Genomic DNA, 16,316 nt, shown 5'->3' on the forward strand with positions numbered 1-16,316 from the left:
CCCGGCGCTGATACCCGACTCTGACCCTTCCCCACCGGCAGCAGAACCCCGGGGAAGGGTGGCCGCGCACTGCCCGGGTTCTGACACGCCCCGCCTGGCGACGGACGTGTGACACCTATGCCTCGCATCCAGTGAGGATCCAGTGAGGACTGAGAAGACCATGGCCAAGAGCCGGTTCGTCCGCAACAAGCCGCACCTCAACATCGGCACGATGGGGCACGTCGACCACGGGAAGACCACCCTGACCGCCGCGATCACCAAGGTCCTCGCCGACCGCGACCCGGTGGCCAACCGGTTCGTCGCGTTCGACGGGATCGACAAGGCCCCGGAGGAGGCCGAGCGGGGCATCACCATCACCATCGCCCACGTCGAGTACGAGACCGAGTCCCGGCACTACGCCCACGTCGACATGCCCGGCCACGCCGACTACGTGAAGAACATGATCACGGGGGCGGCGCAGGTGGACGGCGCGATCCTGGTCGTGTCGGCGCAGGACGGGGCCATGCCGCAGACCCGCGAGCACGTGCTGCTGGCGCGGCGGGTCGGGGTGCCGTACCTGGTGGTCGCCCTGAACAAGAGCGACATGGTGGACGACCCGGAGCTGCTCGACCTGGTCGAGCTGGAGGTCCGTGAGCTGCTCTCGCAGTACGGCTTCCCCGGTGACGAGGTGCCGGTGGTGCGGGTCAGCGCGCTGCGGGCCCTGGACGGCGACCCGCGCTGGGTGCGGTCGGTCGGGGACCTGCTCGCGGCGGTCGACGAGTACGTGCCGATCCCGCCGCGCGAGCTGGGCGAGCCGTTCCTGATGCCGATCGAGAACGTGCTGTCCATCTCCGGCCGCGGCACCGTGGTGACCGGCAAGGTGGAGCGCGGTGAGCTGCGCGCCGGTGAGCCGGTGGAGGTGGTCGGCCTGGGCCCGACGGTGACGAGTGTCGCCACCGGGCTGGAGATGTTCGGCAAGGTGCTGGAGTCGGCGCAGGCCGGTGACAACGCCGCCGTCCTGCTGCGGGGGGTGAAGCGCGAGCAGGTGCAGCGGGGCCAGGTCCTCGCCGCGCCCGCCAGCGTGCGCCCGCACCAGGTCTTCACCGCCCGGATGTACGCCCTGACCAGCGCTGAGGGCGGCCGGCACACGCCGTTCGCGGCCGACTACCGGCCCCAGTTCTACTTCCACACCACCGACGTGCCGGGTGGGATGGACCTGGGTGACCGGGACCTGGTGATGCCCGGTGACACCCTGGACGAGGTGCGGGTGACGCTGGGCAAGCCGATCGCCCTGGAGGTGGGGCTCGGCTTCGCGGTCCGGGAGGGCAACCGGACGGTCGCCGCCGGCACGGTGACCGCGGTCCACGACTGAGTACCGCCGGGTAGGTGCGCCGCGTGAGGCGGCGCGCCTACCCGGGTGCCGGCCGCCATGCCGCCCACAGCCGCGCGTACCGGCCACCGGCCGCGATCAGCTCGTCGTGGGTGCCCGCCTCGACCAGCCGGCCACCGGCCAGCACCACGATCCGGTCCGCGGCGTGGGCCTGCGACAGCCGGTGCGCGATGACCACCGCGGTACGCCCCCGCACCACCGCCGCGGCCGCCCGGTCCAGGCGCACCGTGTCCGCCGAGCCCGCCTCGGCGGTGGCCTCGTCCAGCACCACCAGCGGTGGATCGGCCAGCACCACCCGGGCCAGGGCCAGCAGCTGCGCCCGCGCGGCGGTCAGCGGACGGCCGCCGGCGCCGACCCGGGTGTCCAGACCGTCCGGCAGTTCACCGGCCCACCGGTCCGCGCCCACCCGGCGCAGAGCCGCGGTCACCTCGCCGTCGGTGGCGGTGGGGGCGGCCATGGTCAGGTTGTCCCGCACCGTACCGGCGAACACGTGCGCCTCCTGGGTGACCGTGACGATCCGGTGTGCGGGCACCCGGCGGACCAGCGTGCCGGCGGACGGCTCGTACACGCCGGCGATCAGCGCCGCCAGCGTCGACTTGCCGGAACCGGTCGCGCCCACCACCGCCAGCACCTCGCCCGGCGCCATCCGCAGCGAGATCGCGGACAGCGCCGGCCGGTCCGGGCGGTAGGCGAAACCCACCCGGTCGAGCTCCACCGGTGGGCCGTCCCGCTCGGGCTCCGGCCGGGCCGGGGCGGGCCGGGGCAGACCGGTCAGCCGGGCCAGCGCGGCCATCGCCGACTGCAGCTCGTCCATCAGGAACAGCAGTTCGCCGATCGGCGTGGTGGTTCGCAGGAACAACAGCACCGCGGCGGTCACCGCACCGGCGGTCACCGCACCGGACAGGGCCAGGCGCACACCGATCCCGAGGACGGCCAGCAAGCCGATCAGTTCGATCACGTTGAGCCGGCCGAACAGCCGGTTCTGCACGATCCGGGTGCGCATCGCCCACACCACGGTCCGCCACGCGGCGTCCCGGATCCGGGCCAGCTGACGTGCCGCCAGCCGGTGGGCGGTCACCGTCGGCAGCTCGGTCAAGGTGCCGAGGACGTCATGGCCACGAGCGGATTCGGCGGTACGTTCGGCGGCGTAGACACCCGGGGCGGTGCGCAGATACCAGCGTACGGTGGCGGCGTAGAACGGAACGGTGACCGCGAATCCGGCCAGGAACCACGGGTTCAGAGTGGCCGTGCCGATCGCGACCAGGACCATCGTCAGGCCGGCCACACACAGCCGGGGCAACACGTCGGGCAGCGTGCCGGAGATCTGCGCGACGTCGTCGGAGGCCCGGGTCACCACGTCACCGGTGCCCGCCGCCTCGATGGTGGCCCGGGGCAGGTCGAGTGCCGCCTCGACGAACTCCTCCCGCAATTCGGCCACCACCGTCTCGGCCAGCCGCCCCAGCGTCCGGGTGGCCAGCCAGGCCACCGCGGCGGCGGCCACCGCGGTCCCACCCAGCAGCGCGACCTGTCCCACGAAGCCGTCCGGTACGCCCCGGCCCGCCCCGCCCGCGTCCACCAGGTCGCCGATGACCAGCGGAAACACCAGGGCGAGCCCGGCTTCGGCCAGGAACAGTGACGCGACCCCGGCCAGCGCCGGACGGCGCCCGGCGAGCAGTCGCCACAGACGGCCCGCCACGGTACGCGCGCCGGCCACCGGAAGCGCCCCGGCCACCGGTGGTGCGGGAGGGATCTCAGGCATCGGCGGCTCCGGCGGTGATCCGGTCGGCGACCGCGTGGAACGCCGGGGCGGAGGTCAGCACCAGCGTGGCCCGGCCGCGCCGGTGGGCGTGCAGGGCGGCGGCGATGGCGTGCTCGGTGACTGCGTCGACCGAGGTGGTGGGCTCGTCCAGGATCAGCAGTCCGGGATCGGCGGCGATCGCGCGGGCCAGGGCGACGCGCTGGCGCTGGCCGCCGGAGAGCCGCCGGCCGCCGTACCCGGTGACGGTGTCGTATCCGCCGGGCAGTTCGGTCTCGGGCAGCGCCGCCACTGCCAAGGCGGCTCGGGCGGTATCGGCCGGCAGCGGCTCGCCGCCGGTGGCCCGGACGTTGTCCAGCACGGTCCCGGGCAGCAGACCGGGGGCGTGCGGCGCGACCAGGACGCCGGCCCGCCCCCGGAGGCTGTCGGCGAGTGCCGTGCGGTCGGCCGGCAGCAGGTCGGCGACGACGAACTCCGCCGGCCCGATCCGGATCGTGGGGGCGCGGCGGGCCTGCTCGCCCTGCTCCGTGCCCCCGTAGTCGCGGAGCAGGGCCAGCAGACGCTCCGCGGAGGCCTGGGAGGTCGCCCAGATCGAGCCGAGCGCGCCGATCAGCGCGTCCAGCGGGCCGATCAGGGTGACCGCGATCGAGGCGACCATCACCAGCTGCCCGGCGGTGACCTGCCCGTCGAAGGCCAGGGCCGCCGCCGCGACGGTCACCCCGGCCGCGAACAGGTTGCCGATCGCCGCGCTGGCACCGTCGAACGCGGCCTCGGCGTCCCGGGCGGACAGGGTGGCCCGCAGCGCGTCCCGGCTGACCCGGCGGTAACGGGCGGCGGCGGTGTGCTGGGCGTGCAGTCCGCGGATCACCCGGAATCCGGTCACCAGGTCGGCCGCGGCTCCGGCGGCGTCGGCCAGCCCGGCCTGTTCGGCACGGCCGCGCCGCCGGAGCGGCCCGGCGGCCAGGTGCATCAGGCCGAGCACGGCGGGCAGCGCCAGCACGACGCCGGCCCCGAGCAGGGGATGGATCCAGAACAGCACACCCGCCGCGGCCAGCAGGCCGACCATCTCGCCGGGCGGATAGACGGCGACATACACCGCCTGGCAGGCCCGCCCGGCATCGGAGGTGACCAGCGACAGCAGGCTGCCCGGCGGGTGCCCGGGGGCCGGGCTTCCGGCGGCGCGCAGGATCCGGTCCAGGGTGTGCTGGGCCAGTTCGAAACGGGAGCGCTGGACGCCGTACCAGCCCAGCCGGCCGCCGAAGCGGAAACCGATGTTCATCAGGGCGTACAGGACGATCAGCGTGCCCGTCCCGGTGGCCAGCGGAACGGCGATCGCGCCGGCGGAGGCACCGGCCGCGGCGGGGGCGACCACCGTGTCGATCAGGCGGCCCACGGCTACCGGCAGCAGCACCGCGGTGACGTTGTAGAGGGTACGCAGGGCGGCGCCACCGAGGGCGTACCCGCGCACCGAGACGATGATCGCGCGGGTCAGCCCGGCGGGTGACACGGATGCGTCGACCCGCAGCCGCGGAGTGGCTCCCGGGCTGGACGGGGCCGCGAACCACCCTTGTTCAGTTGTCATCGAGCTCGTAATTGTGATGATCGAAGTCGGCCACGCCCCGCTTCCAGTAGCCGTCGACGACGATCTGGTCCCGGGTCAGGCCGAGATCGTTGCGCAGGTAGCGGCGGATCGGTTTGAGCGCGTTGGTCTCCCCGGCCGCGAAGACGAACAACCCGGCCACGTCGACCGGGGGTGTCCACGCGCGCAGGCCCTGCTCCAGACTGCCCGGACCGCGGTGGATCCAGTGCAGGTCGAGGGTGGCCGGCCCGGTCAGGTCCTGTTCCTCAGCCGGCCCGGCGATCTCGATCAGGGCGGTGACGTGCGCGGTGGCCGGGGCCTCCTCGATGATCCGGGCGATCGCCGGCAGTGCGGTCTCGTCGCCGAGGGCGAGGTACCGGGGGCAGTCCTCGGGGAGCAGCCAGTTGGCGCTGGGCCCGTTCACCACCAGCTGATCACCGGGCTGGACCGACTCCGCCCACCGGCTGGCCACGCCGTGCCCGTGCAGTACGAAGTCGAGGGTCAGCTCGTGCCGTGCCGGATCCCAGGCGCGGACGGTGTAGTCGCGGTGGATCGGCTCGCCGTCGCTGACCCAGCCGTCCGGGGTCTCCCGTGGGGCGACGAGCACGCCGGTCTCCGGGTGCGGGAAGAAGACGCGGACGTGATCGGGGGCGAACACCGCGTACGGAAATCCGGTCTGAAGGTCCTCTCCGGTGAGCACGACGCGCCGGTAGCGGGGGGTGACGTCGTGGCATCGGGCGACCCGCAGTTCGCGCCGGGCGAGACGGTCGAGGTAGTTGAGCCGGAGTTCCCCGGTGCGGTTCGGGCCGCTGAATCGGGGCAGGTCACGCATGCTCATCGTGGGCTCCTGTCGGGGTGATGCCCGCGGTGCGCGGGTCGAGGGGGACGACCGACGGGGTGCCGGTCACCGGGTCGGGCACGACCAGGGCGCGCAGCCCGAACACGGTCTCGATGAGATCCGCGGTGATCACCTGTTCCGGGGGCCCGGTGGTGACGATCCGGCCGTCGCGCATGACGATCAGGTGGCCGGCGTACCGGGCGGCCTGGTTGAGGTCGTGCAGTACCGCGACGATGGTCTTGCCCTGGTGGTGGAAGGTGCGGAACAGTTCCATCAGCTCGTACTGGTGGGCGATGTCCAGGAACGTGGTCGGCTCGTCGAGCAGCATGATCGGGGTGTCCTGGGCCAGCAGCATCGCCACCCAGACCCGCTGGCGCTGCCCACCGGACAGTTCGTCGACGAGCCGCCCGGACAGGTCGGTCAGCCGGGTCGCGGCCAGTGCCGCGGCGACCGCCGCCTCGTCGGTGGCACGCCACTGCTGGATCAGGTTCTGGTAGGGGGCCCGGCCGCGGGCGACCAGGTCGGCGACCCGGATGCCGTCCGGCGCGGTCGAGGTCTGCGGGAGCAGCCCGAGCCGCCGGGCCACCTCTTTCGCCCGGTACGCGTGGATCGCCCGCCCGTCGAGCAGCACGGTCCCACTGCTCGGGATGAGCACCCGGGACAGCGCCCGCAGCAGGGTGGACTTGCCGCAGCCGTTGGGCCCGATGATCGCGGTGAACGACCGGTCCGGGATGTCCACGGTCAGGCGTTCGGCGACGGTTCGCCGGTCATAGCCGAGGGTGGCGTCCCGCACCGTCACGCGGGGATCGGAATCGGTCACGTCGTCCTCCGGCGGGTTTCGCGGATCAGGAGCTGGATCAGGTAGAGGCCGCCCAGGCACACGGTGATCAGCCCGACCGGGACCGGCCGGTACGCCTGGGCGATCAGCAACGACAGCAGGTGTGCCCCGGCCAGCAGCGCCGCGCCCATGGCCGCTGCGGCGAGCAGGCTGACCCCGGCCGACCGGGTCAGCCGCCGGGCCAGTTGCGGCGCGGCCAGCGCGACGAACCCGACCGGCCCGGCGGTGGCGGTGACCACGGCGACGGTCGCCACCCCGGTCACGATCAGAGCGAGCCGGGCGGCGGTGGGCCGGGTGCCGAGGGTGCCGGCGGCGTCGTCGCCGAGTTCCAGGCGGCGCAGTGCGGGCGTGAGCAGCACCGCGGCGGTCCCGATCGCGGCCGCGGCGAGCAGTGCCGGGACCATCGGCGGCCAGGAGACCCGGGTGATCGAGCCGGCGCCCCAGAAACCGACGGTCATCGCGTCCTCGATCCGGGCGCGGGAGATCAGGTAGGCGTTGGCCGAGCCGAGCATCGCCGAGACGCCGATGCCCACGATGATCAGGCGGAAACCCTGGACCCCGCGCCGGTACGCCAGCAGGTACACGACGAGGGCGGTGGCCAGTCCACCGGCGACCGCGGCGGCGGCGACGGTCCAGTAGTCACCGGTGCCGAACAGCAGGATGGCGACGACGACGGCGGTGTACGAGCCGGCGTCGAAGCCGATCACGTCGGGGGAGCCGAGCGGGTTGCGGGTGAGGGACTGGAAGATCGCCCCGCCGATGCCGAGCAGCGCGCCGAACACGACGGCGGCGACCGCGATCGGCAGCCGCCAGCGGATCACGACGGTGTGCTGGAACGGGTCGTCACCACCACCGGCCAGCGCGGCGAACACCTGGTGGAGAGTCAGCGGGTAGTCGCCGTGGGTCAGGGCCACCGTCGCCAGCAGCACCGCGGCCAGGAACAGCACCGCCGACACGGCCAGCACCCGCAGGTCGAGGCGGCCGGAGAACCAGCGGGTCCGCAGGCCGCGCACCGGGCGGCCGAAGTCGATGCTCACAGGCCGCTCGCGATCCGGCGCCGGACCAGCGCGATCAGCACCGGCGCCCCGAGCACGGCGGTGACGATGCCGACCTCGATCTCGGCGGGCCGGGCGACCACCCGCCCGAGCACGTCGGCGGCCAGCACCAGCACCGGCGCGGTCAGTGCCGAGAACAGGATGATCCACCGCTGGTCCGGGCCGGTGAACCAGCGCACCACGTGCGGCACCATCAGACCGACGAAGCCGATCCCGCCGGTCAGGGCGGTGGCGCCACCGGCCAGCAGGGTGACCGCGAGGACCCCGAGCAGCCGGGCACGCCGCACGCTGGTGCCCAGGGAGGCGGCCAGGTCGTCGCCGAGCGCCACCGCGTTGAGGGATCCGGCGAGCAGGGTCGCCAGGAGCAGTCCGGCGGCCAGGAACGGCAGGACGGCCAGCGTCTCGTCCAGCCCGGTGCGGGCGATCGACCCGAGCCCCCAGCTGCGCAGGATCCGGAAGGTGTCCTCGTCGATCAGGCTGAGGAACGAGGAGAACCCGCCGAGCACCGCACCGAGCGCCACCCCGGCCAGCACCAGGGTGACCGGGTTCGCCGGGCCGCGGCCGGCCGAGCCGATCAGGTGCACCAGCGCGGTGGCCGCGGCGGCGCCCAGGAACGCGAACCAGACGTATCCCGTGACACCGGTCAGGCCGAACAGCCCGGCGCCGAGGGTGACCGCGAATCCGGCGCCGGCGTTGACGCCCAGGATGCCCGGGTCGGCGAGCGGGTTGCGGGTGAGTGCCTGGATGACCGCGCCGGCCACCCCGAACGCCGCCCCGACCAGGACACCGAGCAGGGTACGGGGGAGGCGGACGGTCGAGACGATGGTCATCGCCTCGGCCCGGTCCGGCCCCCACAGCGCTCCGAGCGACAGCGTGTTGGAACCGAAGGCGAGGCTGAGCAGACCGGTGATGATCAGCGCGGCCACCACGGCGAGCAGGCCGGCGGCGCGGCGGCGGGGCGGTGTCACGGTCAGGGCAGCTTCGCGCCGGCCAGCCACTGGTCGGTGACCACCTGGACACCCCACGGCAGGCTGACCGCGCTGGCTCCGGCCCGCAGCACCCAGGTCGCGTTGTCCAGCGGTCTGCCGGCCGCGTCGACGACCTTGTCCGGGTTCTCCTTGGACGCGGCGAGTGAGACGTACCGGCCGCCGGCGACCGCCGGTACCGCCTTGAACAGCGGTTTCGCCTCGCGGGTGGTCCGGGACTGCTCGTCGACGTAGACCACCACGAGTATGTCGGCGTCCAGCAGCGACTGGTTCTCGTCGGAGACGACGTCCTGTTCGACGAACTTCGCCGCCCGCGGGTTGGTGGCGAAGCCGAGCCCGGACAGGATGTTCTCGGCGGTGCCACCGGCCACGTTGTAGAAGGAGAGGCCGTACTGCGGCCCGTAGTCGTTGGCGATGGTGATGGTCCGGCCCTTGAACTCCGGATGGGCGGTGGCGGCCGCGGTGATCGCCTGCTCGGCGGTGGTGACCGCACGGTCGGCGGCGGCGGCCAGGTCGACGGTCCGGCCGATGGTCCGCTGGATCTCCTGCCAGGGCAGTTCGGCCTGTTCCGGGCCCTCCAGCACCGGCGCGATCTCGGCCAGCTTGGTGAATTCGGGTTTCTCCCAGAGCGCGCCGATGGCGACGATGAGATCGGGTTCGGTGGCGGCGATCCCCTCGAAGTTGATCGGGTCCTTGCGGGTGGCGGTGTCCGTCTTCTCGATCCGCCCGGCCCAGGCGGCGTCCCGCCAGGGGTACGGGTCCTCGGTGAGCGCGTAGACCGGGGTCACCCCGAGGGCCTGGAGCGCGTCCATGTTGGGGGAGGTCCCGAGGACCGCGATCCGTTCCGGGCGCTTCGTCAGCACCGTCTCCCCGGCCCAGGTGGTCAGGGTCAGCGGGTAGGCGGTGGTGCCCTCGGCCGCGGGCATCGGGCCGGTGGGGCCGCTGGACGAGGGTGTGGCGGGTTCGGCGCCGCCGGTCGACGCGCAGCCGGTGAGCGCGAGGAGTGCGGCCAGCGCGACCGCCGACGCTCGGCGCCACGTGGGGCTGATCATGAGGTTCCTCTCGGAGGGGGCGTTGCGCCGTTAGGTTAGGCGAACCTAAGTTGATCTGGTGCACCGATTCCGACAGGGGTAGCGCAGAATGCGACAGGTGGGGGAGACGAAAGGTGCGTACCGGCGCATCTGGATTCCGGCGGTCACCATCCCGGCCCGGCAGGAGGAGTTCCTGCACGTGCTGCTCTGGCAGGTGGCCGGGGAGACCGCGCTCACCGTCGAGGGCGAGCCCCGCACGCTGGCCGCCGGGCACGCCCTGTGGGTGCCGGTCGGGGTGCGGCACGAGTTCACCGTCGGCGCCAACGCGGTGACGATGCCGCTGTTCTTCGACGCCGACGAGATCGCCACCACGCTGACCGGCCCCACCCTGGTCGGCGTGGACCGGGACCTGCGGACACTGATGATGGCGTATACGGTGTCGTGGAACACCATCATCAAACCGACCCCGAACCTGGCCCGCCAGATCCTCGCCCTGATCGAGGGCCGGCCGGTGCTGTCGGTGCTGCCGATGCCGGTCAGCGAACCGGCCCGGGTCATCGCCGAGGCGCTGCGCTTCAACCCCGGTGACATCCGCGGCGTGGACCGGCTCGCCGAATCGGTGCACACCTCGGCACGCACCGTGGAACGCGCCTTCCAGGCCGAGACCGGGATGACGCTACGACAGTGGCGGATCCGCAACCGGATGGAGGCGGCCGCCGTGCTGCTCCGCTCGAACGCGGCCCCCGGCGCCGTCGCCCACCGGGTCGGCTACACCAACGTGAACGCCTTCCGCCGCGTCTTCAAGAACCACTTCGGGATGTCCCCCACCGAGTACGCGGACCGGCACCGGGCGCCACGCTGAGTTCCGGGTGCCGATCTGCGGCCGGAATCGAGCCGCAGATCGGCACGCGAACTAGACGTGCAGTGGCCGGAACCGGCGCAGCCGCTGGCTGTTGGCGACCACGAACACCGAGCTGAACGCCATCGCCGCGCCAGCGATCATCGGGTTGAGCAGGCCCGCCGCCGCCAGCGGCAGGGCCGCCACGTTGTAGGCGAACGCCCAGAACAGGTTGCTCTTGATGATCCGCAGAGTCCGCCGGGACAGCCGGATCGCGTCCACCGCGGCGGTCAGCTCACCCCGGACCAGGGTCAGGTCGGACGCCTCGATCGCCACATCGGTGCCGGTGCCCATCGCCAGACCCAGATCGGACTGGGCCAGGGCGGCCGCGTCGTTCACCCCGTCGCCGACCATCGCCACCACCCGGCCGTCCGCCTGAAGGCTCTTCACCTCGGCGACCTTGCCGTCCGGCAGCACCCCGGCGATCACCCGGTCGATGCCCACCTCGGCGGCGACCGTGCGGGCCACCGTCTCGTTGTCACCGGTCAGCAGGATCGGGGTGAGACCCAGCTCGCGCAGCCCGGCCACCGCTGTCGCGCTGTCCGGTTTCACCGTGTCGGCGACCGCGAACATCCCGCGCGCCACCCCGTCCCAGCCGGAGACGATTGCGGTACGCCCGTTCGCCTCGGCCTCGGCGACAGCCGCCGTGATCTCCGCCGGAACGGTCAGGCCCTCCCGTTCCAGCAGCGCCGGACGGCCCGCGACGATCACCCGGCCGGACACCTCACCCCGTACCCCCAAGCCCTCGACGGCCTGGAAACCGGCGACCGGAAGCGGATCGCCCACCTCGGCGGCGATCGCCCGGCCGATCGGATGCTCGGACGCGGCCTCCAGCGAACCGGTCAGCCGCAGCAGCTCGCCGTCATCGTCGGGGGTGACGGCGACCAGCTTCATCACCCCGGTGGTCACCGTGCCGGTCTTGTCCAGCACCACGGTGTCCACCCGGCGGGCCGACTCCAGCGCCTCCGGCCCCTTGATCAGGATGCCGATCTGGGCGCCCCGACCGGTACCGATCAGCAGCGCGGTCGGCGTGGCCAGGCCGAGCGCGCACGGGCAGGCGATGATCAGCACGGCCACCGCGGCGGTGAACGCCGCCGTCCCGCCCGCGCCGCTGCCCAGCCACCAGCCCAGCGTGCCCACCGCCAGCGCGATCACGATCGGCACGAAGACGCCGGAGATCCGGTCGGCCAGCAGCTGCACCTCGGCCTTGCCGGCCTGGGCCTGCTCCACCAGCCGGGCCATCTGGGCCAGCTGGGTGTCCGCGCCGACCCGGGTGGCGCGGACGATCAGCCGGCCGCCCGCGTTCACCGTCCCGCCGGTCACCGTGCCGCCCGGCCCCACCTCGACCGGCACACTCTCCCCGGTCAGCAGCGACCGGTCCACCGCCGACGAGCCCTCGTCCACCACCCCGTCGGTGGCGATCTTCTCGCCCGGCCGTACCACGAAACGGTCACCGGGCTTCAGGTCGGTGGTCGGTACGCGTACCTCGGAACCGTCCTTGAGGATCGTCACGTCCTTGGCGCCCAGCTCCAGCAGGGCGCGCAACGCGTCACCGGCCCGCCGCTTCGAGCGGGCCTCGAAATAGCGCCCGGCCAGCAGGAACATCGTCACCCCGGCGGCCGCCTCCAGGTAGATCGCGCCGGAGCCGTCGGTGCGGCTGATGCTCAGCGTGAACGGGTGCGTCATGCCCGGCTCGCCCGCGGTGCCGAAGAACAGTGCCCACAGCGACCAGCCGAACGCGGCGATCGTGCCGATCGACACCAGCGTGTCCATCGTCGCCGCGCCGTGCCGGAGATTGATCGCGGCGGCCCGGTGGAACGGCCAGCCGGCGTAGACCACCACCGGCGCGGCCAGCGTCAACGACAGCCACTGCCAGTGGGTGAACTGCCACGGCGGGACCATGGCCAGCAGGATCACCGGCACGGTCAGCACGATCGAGGTGATCAGCCGGGTCCGCAGCGGATCATTGCCGGCCACCGGCTCGGGCTCCCTCTCCGGAAGCCTCGCGGTGTAGCCGGTCCTCTCCACCGTCGCGATCAGGTCGGCCGCCGTGACGGTGGTGTCGACGGTGGCGGTGGCCTTCTCGGTGGCGTAGTTGACGGTCGCCGACACGCCGTCCATCCGGTTCAGCTTCTTCTCGATCCGGTTGGCGCAGGAGGCGCAGGTCATCCCGCCGATCTCGAGTTCGATCAGAGTCATCGGGGCCTCCTCAATCGTGCGTGTGGCCATCGTCGGCGTGTCCCTCCGGAGTCTCCGGCACCACGTACTCCCCGGCGGCGGTGACCGCGGTGAACTCGGCGGTACGCACCTTTCCACCGTGCTGGAAGTCCAGGTAGAGACGGTAGGCCCCGGGGGAGGGGATCTCGGCGGCGAACGCCAGGGCGTCCTCGGCGGCCGGGTGCACGTGCAGGTAGGCCAGGTCGCCCTCGCGGAGCACCACCAGATGACCGAGAGCGCCCAGGTAGGGCTCCAGGCCGGTGACCGGGCCGCCGTCCCTGCTCACCGTGAAACCCAGCTCGCCGGAGGACAGTTCACCGGTCATCGTGACGGTGTAGCCGTCGACCTCGGCGGTGGTCGCCGGGGCTGGCAGCGGGACCGGGCGGTAGTCGCCGGGGGCGGGCACGTCGATACCCAGAGTGATGGCTTCGTGGTGAGCGGCGGGCTGGAAGTCGGCCAGCACTCGATACTGCCCGGGGGTATCCACACTGATCGGGATCGACCAGGTGCCGTCGGATCCTCGCGTGGGGTGCAAATGCTGATATCCGGACATATCACGACGTACCAAAATCAGGTGAAGGTCTTTGTCGTGGTTCTCGGTGTAGCTGGTGACCGGTTTGTCATCCGGGCCCAGCACCTGGAACAGGAACTGCCGCGCGGTGCCGACGGACAGCTGTCTGGTAGCCGCCCGTAACCGGTAGCCGTCCTGTGCCACCTGGAGGCCGCCGGGGATCTCCGCCCGCGGCGTCTCCGGGCTCGCGTGGCTCTCCGAGTGGGCCGCCGGCGCCGGCTTCCGGTCCGGGTTGATCACGCGGCCCGCGCCCGCCGCCGCGCCGAAGATCAGGACCAGGCCGATGGTGTACGCGGAAAGCTTGGCCGGCGTCTTCGAGAGCCACCCGGCCGCCCCCGTCACGAGGCGTCCCCGAGCTCGTAACCGGCCTCGTCCACCGCCGCCCGGACGGTCTCCCGGTCGATCGGGCCCGCCGAGCTGAACGTGACGGTGCCGCCGGCCAGATCCACGCTGACGTCGGAGACGCCCGGGATCGCGGAGACCTCGGTGGTGACCGAGCCGGCGCAGTGGCTGCACGTCATGCCGGTGACGGGGTAGGTCGTGGTCTGCATGGCGGTTCCCTTCGTTCGGTGTCCCTCCACCATACAGATACCCGGTAGGGGTATCCACCGTGGGGCGGTAGCATGGTCGGCATGAGCAACCCCGCCCCCACTCGCGGCTACACGGCCACCAAGGACAACCTGCAGTCCCGGCTGCGCCGCATCGAGGGCCAGGTGCGGGGCATCGAGCGGATGGTCGACGAGGACCGCTACTGCATCGACATCCTCACCCAGATCTCGGCCATCCAGGCCGCCCTCGACAAGGTGGCGCTCGGCCTGATGGACGGGCACGCCCGGCACTGCATGCACGAGGGCGCCCAGGAGGGCCGGGCCGACGAGATGGCCTCCGAGCTGATGGCCGCCGTCGGCCGCCTGATGAAACGAGGCTGACCCCGCCCCCGGTTCGGGATCGCCCACCCCGGGTGATGTGTGTCATGGCCGGAGGCCGGGCGGCGGGCTGTACCGGCCGGTAACCTGGCGGTCTGCCGCGCGACCCTAGGACCGACATGACGCAGCCCGCCCCGATCGTCCTCGTCTCGCCCGCCATGGGCATCGGCTCCCGGTATTACCGGCTGCTGGTCGCCGAGTTCGAGTCCCGTGGCTGGTCGGCCCGGGCGCTGACCCGGCGCGGCTTCGAGCCGGACTCGCCGCCGGCCGCCCGCGGCCGGGACTGGTCGTATGACGACGAGATCACCGACATGGCCGGCGCGGTGGCCCGGGCCCGCACCGAAACCCCCGGCCGTCCGGTGATCCTTCTCGGCCACAGCCTGGGCGGCCAGCTGGCGGTCGGCCACCAGCTGCACCACCCGCCCGCCGACGGTGTGGTCACGGTCGGCAGCGCCCTGCCGTGGCATCGCGACTATCCGATGCGCGGCCTGCCGATCCTGCTGATGGCCGGGGCCATCGTCCCGGCGCTGACCGGCCTGTTCGGTTTCCTGCCGAAACCGGCGTTCGGCGGTCCCGGCGCCCGCACCATGATGCGCGAGTGGGCCCGGATGGCGGTCACCGGCCGCACCCCCTTCCCGTCGCCGGGCCCGGTCACCAGCCCGTCGCTGCTGGTCTCGCTGGAGGGCGACCGCCTGGCCCCGGAACCGGCGGTCGACACCTTCGCCACCCGCCACTTCAGCGCCCCGGCCCTGACCCGCTGGCACTACCGGAACGCCGACGTCCCACCCGGCGCCAGCAACGACCACATCGGCTGGGCCCGCAAACCGGCCCCGGTCGTGGACCACGTGATCGCCTGGTGGGCCACCACGACCGCACCCCACCATCCCTCCGCCGCCACCCGCTGACCGCCATGACAGTGGTGTGGGTGTTCCTGAGCACCGGCCGGTTCGGTTCGGACGGCGAGCTCCGCGACTTCGTCGAGCCGTCCTACCTCGCTGACGGCGACACCAGGCCGTCGGTCTTCGCCCGGGAGACCGGCCTGGCCGATGCCGAGCCGTCCTGCGTCGAGACGGTCCACGCCGGCGCCGCGATCCCGGTCCGGGACCTGCTGGCCGAGGCGTCCTGGGCCGACCAGTGGATCACCCACCTGGACCCGGCCGAACACGCCGACAGCGCGATCTGCGTCTTCCCGCCGAACCGGCTCACCAGCCCGCACACCTCGTCACTGGAGTTTCGTGGCGCCTTTCCGTTCACTTCCGCGCCGTTCACTTCCGCGCCGTGATGTTCCCGCCGCGTTTTCCGGTGGCCGTGTGGTCCTCGGCGGCCGCGCCGGTGCTGCTGATCGGCGGGTGGACGCTGGCGGCGGGACGGCAGCCGGGTGGGTTCGACAGCACGGTGGGCACGATCAGCGCGCTGGCCGCGGAGAACGCCACCGACCGCTGGCTGATGACCGCTGCGCTGATCGGTGTCGGACTCTGCCACGTGGTCACCGCGTTCGGCCTGTCGCCGGCCGCGCTCCCGGGCCGGATCGTCCTCGCCCTCGGTGGAGTGGCGACGGCGCTGGTGGCCGCGTTCCCGCTGCCGGCGGCCGGTGACGCCCCGGCCCACGCGATCACCGCCACCCTGGCCTTCCTCACCCTGGCCGTCTGGCCGGCGTTCGCCTGGCGTCGCCGGTCCGCGTCGCCGTTGTTCGCCCGGCGGCGCGGATCCTTCTGGTCGGCGTTTGCCCTGCGTCGCGGGTCCGCCTCGTCGGCGTTTGCCCTGCGTCGCGGGTCCGCCTCGTCGGTGTTCGCCTTGCGTCGCGGGTCCGCCTCGTCGGCGTTCGCCTTGCGTCGCGGGTCCGCCTCGTCGGTGTTCGCCTTGCGTCGCGGATCCGTCTGGCCGGCGTTCGCCTGGCGGCGTGGATCCGCTGTCCCGTGGGTTCTCCGGCCGCCGGTGTCGGCCGCCGCGACGCTGGTGCTGGGCGGTCTTCTCGGCTGGTTCGCGCTGGCCCTCGCCACCGGTGACCGGGTCGGCCTGGCCGAACGTCTCGCCGCCGGAGCGCAGGCCTGCTGGCCGCTGATCGTGGTGTGCGCCCTCCGGCTGTCGGCCCGGCGCGCCCCGGCGTCCGACTCTTTGTCCTAGGACGGTCTACGGGACGTGCGCTGCTCCACAGCGGAGCCGCGCGGGGCCGGCCGCACCGCAGAGGGGGCGAGGGCGGAGGCCACGGCGAGGCGCTGCGGGGGTCCGGCAGGCACTGGACGTGCTAACGC

General features: G+C 72.9%; 16 protein-coding genes. 6 read left to right on the forward strand and 10 right to left on the reverse strand.

Annotated features, from left to right (window positions below; genetic code table 11):
• Nucleotides 1-160 precede the first annotated feature (160 nt).
• Entirely contained in the window at nucleotides 161-1,351 is a 1,191-nt protein-coding gene (tuf, locus tag ACQ0O7_RS15135; RefSeq protein WP_430782718.1) for an elongation factor Tu, read from the forward strand.
• Nucleotides 1,352-1,388: 37 nt separating this feature from the next.
• On the opposite strand, the gene ACQ0O7_RS15140 is transcribed toward tuf, so the two are convergent.
• Genes ACQ0O7_RS15140 through ACQ0O7_RS15170 form a run of 7 tightly spaced genes read right to left on the reverse strand, consistent with a single transcriptional unit; the run spans nucleotide 1,389 to nucleotide 9,473 of the window.
• Nucleotides 1,389-3,128: an ABC transporter ATP-binding protein gene (locus ACQ0O7_RS15140; RefSeq protein WP_430782679.1), complete on the reverse strand. Its 1,740-nt coding sequence runs from the start codon at nucleotides 3,126-3,128 to the stop codon at nucleotides 1,389-1,391.
• Nucleotides 3,121-4,707 (reverse strand): ABC transporter transmembrane domain-containing protein, encoded by a 1,587-nt coding sequence (locus ACQ0O7_RS15145; RefSeq protein WP_430782680.1) that lies wholly within the window; start codon nucleotides 4,705-4,707, stop codon nucleotides 3,121-3,123. Before ACQ0O7_RS15145 ends, ACQ0O7_RS15140 begins: the two co-directional genes overlap by 8 nt.
• A complete protein-coding gene (locus tag ACQ0O7_RS15150; RefSeq protein WP_430782681.1) occupies nucleotides 4,697-5,542 on the reverse strand; it encodes a siderophore-interacting protein in 846 nt (281 codons plus the stop codon). The genes ACQ0O7_RS15145 and ACQ0O7_RS15150 overlap by 11 nt, the downstream gene beginning before the upstream one ends.
• The gene (locus tag ACQ0O7_RS15155; RefSeq protein ID WP_430782682.1) at nucleotides 5,529-6,362 is read right to left on the reverse strand and encodes an ABC transporter ATP-binding protein; all 834 of its coding nucleotides are present in this window, start codon (nucleotides 6,360-6,362) and stop codon (nucleotides 5,529-5,531) included. Before ACQ0O7_RS15155 ends, ACQ0O7_RS15150 begins: the two co-directional genes overlap by 14 nt.
• A complete protein-coding gene (locus ACQ0O7_RS15160; RefSeq protein ID WP_430782683.1) occupies nucleotides 6,359-7,417 on the reverse strand; it encodes a FecCD family ABC transporter permease in 1,059 nt (352 codons plus the stop codon). The genes ACQ0O7_RS15155 and ACQ0O7_RS15160 overlap by 4 nt, the downstream gene beginning before the upstream one ends.
• Nucleotides 7,414-8,403, reverse strand: a complete 990-nt coding sequence (locus ACQ0O7_RS15165) for a FecCD family ABC transporter permease (RefSeq protein WP_430782684.1) — start codon at nucleotides 8,401-8,403, stop codon at nucleotides 7,414-7,416. The genes ACQ0O7_RS15160 and ACQ0O7_RS15165 overlap by 4 nt, the downstream gene beginning before the upstream one ends.
• Nucleotides 8,404-8,405: 2 nt before the next feature.
• On the reverse strand, nucleotides 8,406-9,473 hold the full coding sequence (locus ACQ0O7_RS15170; RefSeq protein ID WP_430782685.1) for an ABC transporter substrate-binding protein: 1,068 nt from the start codon (nucleotides 9,471-9,473) through the stop codon (nucleotides 8,406-8,408).
• 97 nt (nucleotides 9,474-9,570) lie between these two features.
• Between ACQ0O7_RS15170 and ACQ0O7_RS15175 the strand changes: the two genes are divergently transcribed.
• A complete protein-coding gene (locus ACQ0O7_RS15175) occupies nucleotides 9,571-10,314 on the forward strand; it encodes an AraC family transcriptional regulator (protein WP_430782686.1) in 744 nt (247 codons plus the stop codon).
• 51 nt (nucleotides 10,315-10,365) lie between these two features.
• Here ACQ0O7_RS15175 and ACQ0O7_RS15180 read toward each other — a convergent pair whose 3' ends face one another.
• The 3 genes from ACQ0O7_RS15180 to ACQ0O7_RS15190 are packed head-to-tail and all read right to left on the reverse strand — an operon-like array spanning nucleotide 10,366 to nucleotide 13,689.
• Nucleotides 10,366-12,549 carry a heavy metal translocating P-type ATPase gene (locus ACQ0O7_RS15180; RefSeq protein WP_430782687.1) on the reverse strand — a complete coding sequence of 728 codons (2,184 nt, stop codon included), beginning with the start codon at nucleotides 12,547-12,549 and terminating at the stop codon, nucleotides 10,366-10,368.
• 10 nt (nucleotides 12,550-12,559) lie between these two features.
• Nucleotides 12,560-13,480 (reverse strand): hypothetical protein, encoded by a 921-nt coding sequence (locus ACQ0O7_RS15185; RefSeq protein WP_430782688.1) that lies wholly within the window; start codon nucleotides 13,478-13,480, stop codon nucleotides 12,560-12,562.
• Entirely contained in the window at nucleotides 13,477-13,689 is a 213-nt protein-coding gene (locus ACQ0O7_RS15190; RefSeq protein ID WP_430782689.1) for a heavy-metal-associated domain-containing protein, read from the reverse strand. Before ACQ0O7_RS15190 ends, ACQ0O7_RS15185 begins: the two co-directional genes overlap by 4 nt.
• 81 nt (nucleotides 13,690-13,770) lie before the next feature.
• On the opposite strand from ACQ0O7_RS15190, the gene ACQ0O7_RS15195 reads away from it, so the two are divergent.
• The 4 genes from ACQ0O7_RS15195 (at nucleotide 13,771) to ACQ0O7_RS15210 (ending at nucleotide 16,188) form a co-directional block, all read left to right on the forward strand.
• Complete coding sequence (locus tag ACQ0O7_RS15195; RefSeq protein ID WP_092546110.1) at nucleotides 13,771-14,067, forward strand: metal-sensitive transcriptional regulator; 297 nt, start codon at nucleotides 13,771-13,773, stop codon at nucleotides 14,065-14,067.
• Between the two features lie 116 nt (nucleotides 14,068-14,183).
• Complete coding sequence (locus ACQ0O7_RS15200) at nucleotides 14,184-14,969, forward strand: alpha/beta fold hydrolase (RefSeq protein WP_430782690.1); 786 nt, start codon at nucleotides 14,184-14,186, stop codon at nucleotides 14,967-14,969.
• A gap of 5 nt (nucleotides 14,970-14,974) precedes the next feature.
• Nucleotides 14,975-15,346: an immunity 22 family protein gene (locus ACQ0O7_RS15205; RefSeq protein ID WP_430782691.1), complete on the forward strand. Its 372-nt coding sequence runs from the start codon at nucleotides 14,975-14,977 to the stop codon at nucleotides 15,344-15,346.
• Nucleotides 15,347-15,366: 20 nt separating this feature from the next.
• Nucleotides 15,367-16,188, forward strand: a complete 822-nt coding sequence (locus ACQ0O7_RS15210; RefSeq protein ID WP_430782692.1) for a DUF998 domain-containing protein — start codon at nucleotides 15,367-15,369, stop codon at nucleotides 16,186-16,188.
• Nucleotides 16,189-16,316: the final 128 nt, after the last annotated feature.

Origin of the sequence: Actinoplanes sp. G11-F43 (assembly GCF_050589265.1) — a bacterium.
Lineage (GTDB): Bacteria > Actinomycetota > Actinomycetes > Mycobacteriales > Micromonosporaceae > Actinoplanes.